Source organism: Humidesulfovibrio sp. (assembly GCF_035560995.1).
Lineage (GTDB): Bacteria > Desulfobacterota > Desulfovibrionia > Desulfovibrionales > Desulfovibrionaceae > Humidesulfovibrio.
Genome location: NZ_DATMYK010000131.1, coordinates 1 through 9,050 on the forward strand (window position 1 = coordinate 1; position 9,050 = coordinate 9,050).

Annotated in this window: 6 protein-coding genes, 1 tRNA gene and 1 pseudogene; 7 read left to right on the forward strand and 1 reads right to left on the reverse strand. The window is 62.2% G+C overall.

The window, feature by feature from the left end; genetic code table 11:
• Window positions 1-157: 157 nt before the first annotated feature.
• A complete protein-coding gene (locus tag VN419_RS05200) occupies window positions 158-2,773 on the reverse strand; it encodes a bacteriohemerythrin (protein ID WP_325645167.1) in 2,616 nt (871 codons plus the stop codon).
• Window positions 2,774-3,048: 275 nt separating this feature from the next.
• On the opposite strand from VN419_RS05200, the gene VN419_RS05205 reads away from it, so the two are divergent.
• The 7 genes and pseudogenes from VN419_RS05205 to VN419_RS05235 form a co-directional block, all read left to right on the forward strand.
• The gene (locus VN419_RS05205) at window positions 3,049-4,149 is read left to right on the forward strand and encodes an HD domain-containing phosphohydrolase (RefSeq protein ID WP_325645169.1); all 1,101 of its coding nucleotides are present in this window, start codon (window positions 3,049-3,051) and stop codon (window positions 4,147-4,149) included.
• A 171-nt stretch (window positions 4,150-4,320) separates the two neighbouring features.
• Window positions 4,321-5,079, forward strand: coding sequence for a hypothetical protein (locus VN419_RS05210; protein WP_325645171.1), 759 nt, complete (start codon window positions 4,321-4,323; stop codon window positions 5,077-5,079).
• Between the two features lie 88 nt (window positions 5,080-5,167).
• On the forward strand, window positions 5,168-5,602 hold the full coding sequence (locus VN419_RS05215) for a hypothetical protein (RefSeq protein ID WP_325645173.1): 435 nt from the start codon (window positions 5,168-5,170) through the stop codon (window positions 5,600-5,602).
• 104 nt (window positions 5,603-5,706) lie between these two features.
• Entirely contained in the window at window positions 5,707-7,065 is a 1,359-nt protein-coding gene (gene thiD / locus VN419_RS05220; RefSeq protein WP_325645175.1) for a bifunctional hydroxymethylpyrimidine kinase/phosphomethylpyrimidine kinase, read from the forward strand.
• A gap of 143 nt (window positions 7,066-7,208) precedes the next feature.
• Window positions 7,209-7,293, forward strand: a tRNA-Leu gene (locus tag VN419_RS05225).
• A 62-nt stretch (window positions 7,294-7,355) separates the two neighbouring features.
• Complete coding sequence (tig, locus tag VN419_RS05230) at window positions 7,356-8,726, forward strand: trigger factor (RefSeq protein ID WP_325645177.1); 1,371 nt, start codon at window positions 7,356-7,358, stop codon at window positions 8,724-8,726.
• Window positions 8,727-8,980: 254 nt separating this feature from the next.
• Window positions 8,981-9,050 (forward strand): annotated as a pseudogene (locus VN419_RS05235) (ATP-dependent Clp protease proteolytic subunit); the annotation flags it as partial.

The window sequence follows — 9,050 nt, forward strand, 5'->3', positions numbered from 1 at the left end:
GTATTAAATCAGTATGTTGCCCGGCGAATGCGGCGTGGGGAGGTTTTGAATTGGCTATTTTTGTAAAATAGTGAAAGGTGTAGGCGGCGCGAATGACAAAAATGTTTCCGCACTTGTTGGCGCTCGGTGCTGGCAACATAAAAAACGTCGGATAGAATCAGGAAACTCCAGCGCTCTTCAAAAATGTGCCGAGCTTGCGATCCTCGGTCAGGATGTGCGTCATGACCCAGTTCTTGATGAAGATGCCGATCTCCTTGCGGGAGGCGGTCTTCCAGGCCTCGTAGTCTGAGGCGAAGTCGCGCAGGGCGGCCAGTATCTGCCTGTGGTGTTCCGTGTGCGGCTTCAGGGCGGGGTAGCCGTGCGCGCGCATCAGCTCTTCCTCAGTGGCGAAGTGCTCTCGCGTGATGTTCAGCAGCGCGGGGAACAGTTTACCGGGGGATGCGGCGGGCTCTACGCCGAACAGGCCGTGGTACAGGGTCTTGGCCTGATGGAACAGTTCGCGGTGCTCCTTGTCGATGACAGCGATGCCAATGCCGTATTCCTCCTGCCAGGCCAGGGGATCGGTGGTCGCGTCGAGGGACACGGCCTTGTCCAGGCGCGTCTCATACACTTCCAGCAGCTTCCAGCGGATGATGGGCACGTCGGCCAGTGCTGCGGCGGGTATTTCGTACAACTCCGTGTCTTTGGTGGCCACGGCCGTGAACAGGCAGGGAATGTCGAAAAGAACCGTGCTTTCGCAGAAAAAATCGCCTGCTTTCAGCCGTTCCACAGTGCGGTCGCCCATGAGCAGATCCACCGCGCCGGTCTTGACCAGCGCAAGTCGTGGCGCTTCGCTGCGGGCGATGCCCGAACCGTGAAGGTGATGCGTTATATTCACAGCGGCGGCAATGCTGTTCTGAAGCGTACAGGACATGGAATCGCCGAAGAGGCGGTTGGTGTACAGGAAGCTGCGCACGTCCATCTGGCGCAACATGTGTTCGTATACCCCATTGCTCTTCACGAACACGCTGTAGAGATCCATGGGGATGCGCAGGGCCTGGACGAAATTGGCGGCGCGATAGGTCTCGGCGCTGGGCTTTTCCGTCAGCGCCGTCACCTCTCCCAGCATGGCTCCGGAGGACAAGGTGCTGAAGATATGTTTGCGCGTCTGGAACATTTCCACCTGCCCGGTCAGCAGCAGGTAGACGCAATCGGCCTTGCGCCCGGCCTTGAGGATAATGGACTCCGGGTTGAACTTCACCACCGGGTTGTTCAGCAGCACGCGCAGGCGCGAGGCGGGCACAGTGGGGAAATAGCTGGACAGGAAGTGGAAGGCGTAGGAACGCACGTAGTCCTGGTGCGAGGGGATGAGCACATCCACGGCACCGAAGGGCGCACCGGAACCGATCTCCTTCTGTCGGTTGGTCAACGGCAGGGCCGTGTGCGCCAGCACGATCTTTGCGCTCTTGTCTTCGGCGAAGTCCTCGGCATCGCCGTGGATCATGCCGCCGCCGATGTCGAGTTTTTTCAAGTCCACGGGCCTGAGGTAGCTTTCGGCCACTGTATCGTAGAACTGCTGCGAGATGCCGGGCGCGTCGTCGTCCGCGGTTATCATGCCGCGCAGGAGCTTCAGGCTCGCGATGTCCGCGAAGTGCGCGTAGGAGCGGTAGCCGGATCTGTCGAGGGTGCGGAAGAACATGACGGTGGTCTCAACCGGGTGCGGCGAGAACACGGGCATGACCTCAAGGGTGTCGATGTCGTTCCATTCGTCCATGACGAGGTCGTGGAACTCGAAGTAATGCTTGAACTCGTCCTCGTTCATCATGGACAGGGCCGAGAGCTTCTTCATCACCGAAGCGCGCACAAGAGGCGTGGCGTAGTAGGGGATGCGGTGATCAGCCCGCATGATGTCCGGCAGGCCGCAGAAGTGGTCGTCGTGGGCGTGGGTGTGGAAGATGCCCGCGATCTCGTTGACGCTTAAGCCCAGGGCGTTCAGGGTGTGCATGATGTTCGGCCCGGCGTCGATGAGGTACACCTTGCCCTGGAACATGAGGATGCTGGCCATGGCCGGCCGGTTGATGTCCCAGCCGTCGCCCTCGCCCGAATGCAACACCGCGAAGTAGTCACGCTTGATCTGATGAAAGCCCAGTACATAGGAAGGCAGGGCGCTGGAATGCTCCGGCTGGTTCAGGTCCACGCGCACGGATTCCTTGCCGTAGCTGATCTCGAACAGGTTCGGCTTGAGGCGCTTGACGAAGACGCGGTTGCGGATCTCCTGGGGTTCGCTTTCGAGCACCACGAGGTCAAGGTACTCGTCCATGCGGCGAATCTTCCCGAAGGCGAACTTCAGCTTCAGGCGCATCATCTGACGGGCCATGTCGGCCGGGATGCCGGTTTCGATGATCTCTTCTTCGCTCACCAGGCCGTAATTGCCCCGGTAAATGTACTCCATCTGGGCCTCCACCTGCCGGCGTGAGCCCACGAGCACGGGCTTGGCCCCCGTGTTGTTGGGGTGTCCGGGTATGATGCGGCCCTGGCGGTAGAACATCTGCAGGATGGGGAATTCCGAGAGATTGGTGAAGCGCCCGTTCTGGATGAGCACATCGGACAGCAGGATGGCGTTGGGACCGGTCTCGAAGCTCACCGTTCCCACCGTGCGTGTCTGTATCAGACCGCGCTTCATCAGGTGCTTGACGCTGTCGGCCGGGCAGCCGCACAAGATGTGCACGTCGGCTTCCGGGATAGTGACGTAGCAGATGCCTTCAGAAACTTCGATTTTGGAGATTGCGGCCATTCTCTCACCATGCGTTGAGCGACTTGCGGAAATAACCCGAAAGGCGGGCTGTGTCGTTATTGTTGCCGGTGTCCGCGGCGGCACCGGTTTGCGGCATACGTTTGAGCCGCCACAATAGCAGCGGGCTATGTATGTTGTCGATAGGCTATTCGTCCAGCGGATTCCTTTACGTTTTCGGCAAGGACGGAGTAGGGGGGTTGATTCCTTGTGGAAATTTTGTTTACTAGAGGTATGCGTCGTAGCCCGATGCGCTTACTGAACCTCTGGAGAGCCAAATGGCATCAGTGACAGACGAAATCAAGCGTGAGCGCATTCTGGTGGTGGACGATGAACTCATTAACCGCAAGGTTTTGGAGGGGCTGCTCAAGTCTTACGGCCTGGACTGCGTTTCCGCAGAGTCAGGCCCTGCGGCCCTGCAGCTTCTCGATAAATCGATAGATCTCATTCTACTGGACATCATGATGCCGGGCATGGACGGCTTCGCCGTGGCTCGGGCCATTCGCTCCATGCCGGATTTTGCCGATCTGCCCATTGTCATGGTCACGGCCCTTTCCGCCAAGGAAGATCGCCTCAAGGCCGTGCAGGCAGGCGCCAACGACTTCGTGGCCAAGCCCATCGACACTACGGAGCTTGGCGTGCGCATGACCTCGCTTTTGCGCATGAAGCAGTACCACGATGAGCTGAAGGACCATCAACTGCACCTGGAACAGATGGTTTCCGAAAAGACCAGCGCCTTGCGTCTGGCTCTGGGCGATCTGGAGCACGCCCGGCAGGCCACGGTGCAGGCCCATATGGAAACCATCCACAAACTCTCCGCCGCAGCGGAATACAAGGATGAGGACACGGCCAGCCACATCTTGCGCATGAGTCGGTATTGCGCTGTCATCGCCAAGGGACGCGGGCTGAACGAGGATCAGGTCGACCTCATCCTGAACAGCAGCCCCATGCACGACATCGGCAAGATGGGCATTCCCGACGCCATCCTGCTCAAGCCCGGCAAGCTCACGGAAGATGAATGGGTCGTCATGCGGCGGCACACCAGCATAGGCGAGTCCATCCTGCGTGGCGGGTCGTCCAAGTACCTTGCAGCCGGGGCCGAGATCGCCATCTCCCACCACGAGAAGTGGGACGGCAGCGGCTACCCGTTCGGTCTGTCCGGCTCGGACATTCCGCTGGCCGGGCGCATCTGCGCCGTGGCCGACGTGTTCGACGCGCTCACCACCAAGCGGCCCTACAAGAGCGCCTTCTCCAATGAGAAGGCTTTGGAGATCATGGCCGAGGGGCGCGGCAAGCACTTCGACCCGGAACTGTACGACGTGTTCCTCGCCAACTATGATGAAGTGCTCGAAATTCAGCGCAGCTACAAAGACGAGTAATCCTCAGCACACCGCATTGTTTCTGTTCGTCCCGTCCTTGGGCGGACCGTCCTTTTTATAAAAACTCTAGACATCGTCTCCTGCATGGGGTATGCGAGAACAAATTCTTGCAGGCAGGCCCTTGCGCGTTCGATTTTTTCTGGCGCTGCGGCTTGGCCGGGGGAGCTTGGCATGGGCAAAGCCGACTGGTCCCTGGACCATCTGGAGCGGGATCTTGCCGCGGGCTTCAGCCTGTTGGGCAGATCCGAGCGGGATGGCGGCCTCGGCGTTGGCGAGCCGCAGGCCCTGGCGGACGGTGTGCTCCAGTGCATGAACGGCGCGCTGCTCAAGGTCTCCGAGAGTCTGGAAGCTCAGAACCGCCTGCGCCGTGAGCTTGCCCAGGCGCGGGAGGAATTCCGCGCCGCCCAGGTTGCCCAGGCGGAGCGCATAAAGGGATTGGAAGCCGATGTGGCCGCCCTGAAACGCGCTTTGGATGAAGAACGGGGCCGTGTGCAGACTGCCCTGACCCGCCTTGACGCTGACGAGTCCCCGCATTTTCCACCAGACGAGTATCTGGGCCGGCCCTTGGTGCTGCGTTCGGCTCAGGGGGATTTCCTCGGCGTCACCGACCGCAGCGGCCAGGCCTTGAGCCTGCTCGGCTTTGTGCGGCTGGTGGAGGGAGCTGGGCAGGCGGCGGGACGGGACACTTGCCGAGCCAACCGCGTTGTGGGCTCCTGCTGGGAGGTCCGTGCAGGCGGCTGGTGCCTCACGCTGTCTCTTTTAGGCCCCCTGGTGCGCAAGTGCTATGTTCTGGAAACCCGCTATCAGCATACGCCGAGCGGCAACAAGGTCACCCAGCTCTCGGAGATGCGTGTTGACGGCGTTCCCGTGCCCCAGGAGTTCGTGGTGCAGATGTTTCGCCAGCTGCGCGAAAGTTTACAGGAAGAATGAGGATTTGCTCTAGATTTACTCTTGATAGATGCTGTCCATGTAGGATAGGGAGAATCCATCTCCCGCGAGTTCTTTCGGAGGAGCAGACATGCCGCAAGTCGCCGCCAGAATCAGCACCGACCACGAAAAGTGGCTCAAGGACTTCTTCAAGACCAAGAGCGCTGGTGCCGAGTTCATCCTCCCATGGGCAGTGGACGTTTTCTTCAAGATGATCCGCGGCGTGTCGGTGGAGTTCACCACCGCCGAACTCAAGACCATCCTTGAAGCCCACCGCGACGTGCGGCTCTTGCCCAACCAGTCGAAGCAGGCCTATCTGCTGCTGCGGGTGGAAAGCGCCTGCGATGAGCGCGAGGCCCACATCATGCACGGGGCCAGCCGCAGCAATCTCGAAATCAAGCTGCGACGCCTGAGCGACCTGCAGGCCACGGCGCTGATGATCTGGGCCACGGCCTACTGGACCAGCAAGGCCTGGAGCGGGGTCTCCCTCGACGACTACGTCAAGCTGACCTGCACCGGCAACTAGTCCGGGCCGTCTCTCCGGCCGCCCGCAAAAATAATCCCGCCGGGCACATCCGCGCCTTCTCCTGGGCGCGTGCGTTCGGCGCAGTATTTTCAAGGAAGCCTCCCATGTACGACAATCCGACTGTCCTGACCATCGCCGGGTCCGATTCCGGCGGCGGCGCCGGCATCCAGGCCGACCTCAAGACCATCGCCATGCTGGGCGGTTTCGGCGCGTCGGTCATCACCGCCCTTACCGCGCAGAATACCATGGCCGTCACCGGCATCCACCCCGTGCCGCCGGATTTCGTCGTCCAGCAGCTCACGGCCGTGCTCTCCGACCTGCGTGTGCGGGCGGTCAAGACCGGCATGCTCTTCTCCGGCGAGATCATCCGCGCCGTGGCCGCTGGCTTGGCCAACCGCGACTTTCCCCTGGTGGTGGACCCCGTGTGCGTGGCCCAGTCCGGCGCGCGCCTGCTGGAGGAATCGGCCGTCACCGAAATGGTGCGCCACCTCTTTCCCATCACGGACCTGTTGACTCCAAACATCCCCGAGGCCGAGCTGTTCACGGGCCTGACCCTCAAAAGCGCCCAGGACATCTGCGAGGCGGCCGAGCGTCTGCTGGCCATGGGGCCCAAGGCCGTGCTCATCAAGGGTGGGCACATGGACTCCCCGGCCTCTACGGATTGGTACGTGACGCCGGGACAGAAGCCCTTGCCGCTGATGCAGAGCAGGGTGGACACCAAGAACCTGCACGGTACGGGCTGCACCCTTTCCGCAGCCATCGCCGCGCACTTGGGCCTGGGCCACGACATGCTCACGAGCGTGCGCAAGGCGCAGCTGTACCTGCACGCGGCCCTGCGTTCCAGCTATTCCGTGGGCAAGGGCGGCGGCTCGCCCAACCACGCGGTGCCGCTACTGAAGGAACGGGCCCGCCTGGGCACACTGGATGAGCTGGCCGAGACCGGACGCCTGCTCTCGCAGCTGCCGCGCTTCGCCAAGCTCATTCCCGAGGTGCGCTCCAACCTCGTGCTGGCCCTGCCGTACGCCTCAACCGCCCAGGACATCGCCGCCTTCAGCGGGCGCATCACCTGCACCCGGCGCGGCGAGGTCATCCTGGCGGGCGGACCGGAATTCGGGGCTTCCTCGCACATGGCCCGCGTGCTTCTGGCCGCGCGCAAGTTCAATCCCAGGCTCACCTGTTCGCTGAACATCGCCTGCAACGACGAGACCCTGGCCGCGCTGAAGCGCACAGGCATGACATGCGCGAGTTTCGACCGCGCCCTGGAGCCCGCCGACGGCCTGGGCCGCGAGGGCGGCACCATGGACTGGGGCACCCAGGCGGCGCTCGAGGCTTCCAGCACCCCGCGCAACACCGATGCCGTGGTGGACATGGGCGGCATGGGCAAGGAACCTATGATCCGGCTCATGGCGCTGGACACCAAGGAACTGATGGTCAAGGTTCGGCGCATTCTGGACCTCTTGTAGTCCGCGCCTGGTGCTCGCCGGGCCGGAATTTGACCGGAGCCGGTCCGGGGCAGAGGCCTGCGCCCGGTTGACAGATTGCCGCCCCCCGCTTATTTAACGGAGCTTTTGGCAGAGCTTTTGGCGGGATTTTTGAGCCCCGCAGGGCGAGAGTGGCGGAATTGGTAGACGCACTGGACTTAGGATCCAGCGGCCGCGTCCGTGGGAGTTCGAGTCTCCCCTCTCGCACCACGAAACAAAAACGCGACCCGCGCAATGCTCGCGGGCTGACATCTTAGGAGGACGGCAAGTCTATGGAATACAAGGTCGAAGAACTCTCCCCGGTCAAACGCAAGATCAACATCCAGGTCCCCGTGGAGGAGGTCAACGCCGCCCTTTCCACCGCTGTGGCCCTGTACCGCCACCGCTACGAGATCAAGGGCTTCCGCCGCGGCAAGGCCCCGTCCTCCGTGGTCGAGGGCATGTACCGCGCCCAGATCTATCAGGAAGCCACCGGTGATCTGGTGAACTACCAGATCAACGAGGCCGTTGGCGCGCTCGGCGTCATGCCCCTGTCCCGCATCGACGTGGACGCCAAGGAGCTGGTGCGCGACCAGGAGTTCAACTACTCCATCGAATTCGAAGTGGCCCCGGACTTCGCCCTGCCGGACTACGAAGGCCTCGCGGTCGACGTGGAACGCGCCGAGGTGAAGGACGAGGAGGTCAAGGAGGTCGAGAAGCGCATCCTGACCAACGCCGCCACCGTGAAGCCCATCGAGATCGTGCGCCCGGCCCAGGACGGCGACCTTGTGGTCGTCACCTTCGCCGCCTACAAGGGCGAGGAGGTCTTCCAGGGCATCCAGGCCGAGAACTTCGAGCTGACCCTGGGCGACAAGCAGGCCCTGCCCGAGTTCGAGGCCATGCTGAAGACCCTCAATACCGGCGAGAAGGGCGAGTGCGAAATCACCTTCCCCGAAGATTTCATCAATCCCGCCATGGCTGGCGAGACCCTGGTCATGAAGGCCACCCTGCACTCCATCAAGGAGCGCATCCTGCCCGAGCTCACCGACGAGGTGGCCAAGCGCGCAGGCGGCTTCGAGAGCGTCGAGAAGATGCGCGAAGCCATCGTCAAGTCCTACATGCAGAGCCGCGAGCAGCTGAACAAGTCCATGGCCCAGAAGAAGCTGCTGGACCAGCTGCTGGCCAAGGTGGACTTCCCGCTGCCGCCCAGCATGGTTGAGAACCGCATCGACCGCCTGCTGGCCGACCTGGAGCAGAAGCTGGACCGCCAGGGCAAGAGCCTGGGCGCGCTTGGCAAGTCCATGGAAGAGCTGCGCGAGGCCCACAAGGCCCAGGCCGAGGAGGCCGTACGCGGCGAGATTCTGCTTCTGGCCGTGGCCAAGAAGGAGAACCTTGACGTTAAGCCCGAGGAGATCGACGCCGCCCTCACCCAGGTTGCCCGCCAGCACGGCCAGGACCTGATGAGCGTGAAGCAGTACTACGAAGAGAACAACCTCATCTTCCCCTTGAAGGATCGCCTGCTGGCCGACAAGGCCATCGAGCTGATCTACGCGCGCGCCGCCAAGACTGAGGTCGACCCGGTTGCCGCGCCCGAGGAGAAGGAAGCCGCCCCGGCCAAACCCAAGAAGCCCCGCGCCAAGAAGACCGAGGCCCCCAAGGAGTAGCCTTGGCCGCTTCCTGCCTTCTGCACGGCTGAAGACACCCGCGCGGCGGCCGGCGATGAACCGGCCGCCGCGTTTACGTTTAAGGGCCTGAAGCCTTTCCGGGTATGCCCTTCGGGCTATTGACGGCGGCGAACAAGCCCTTATTCTCTTGACGGCATATGGTTACTGACGAATTCTGCCGATGAGTCCAGCGCAGTTAACTTGAGGGGGACGCCACGCGCGCGTCCCGTAAGCCCGTAAGCAAGGAGCCGCACATGCCCGCCGTGCCCATTGTCATTGAAACCACAGGCCGCACCGAGCGCGCCTACGACATCTATTCCCGTC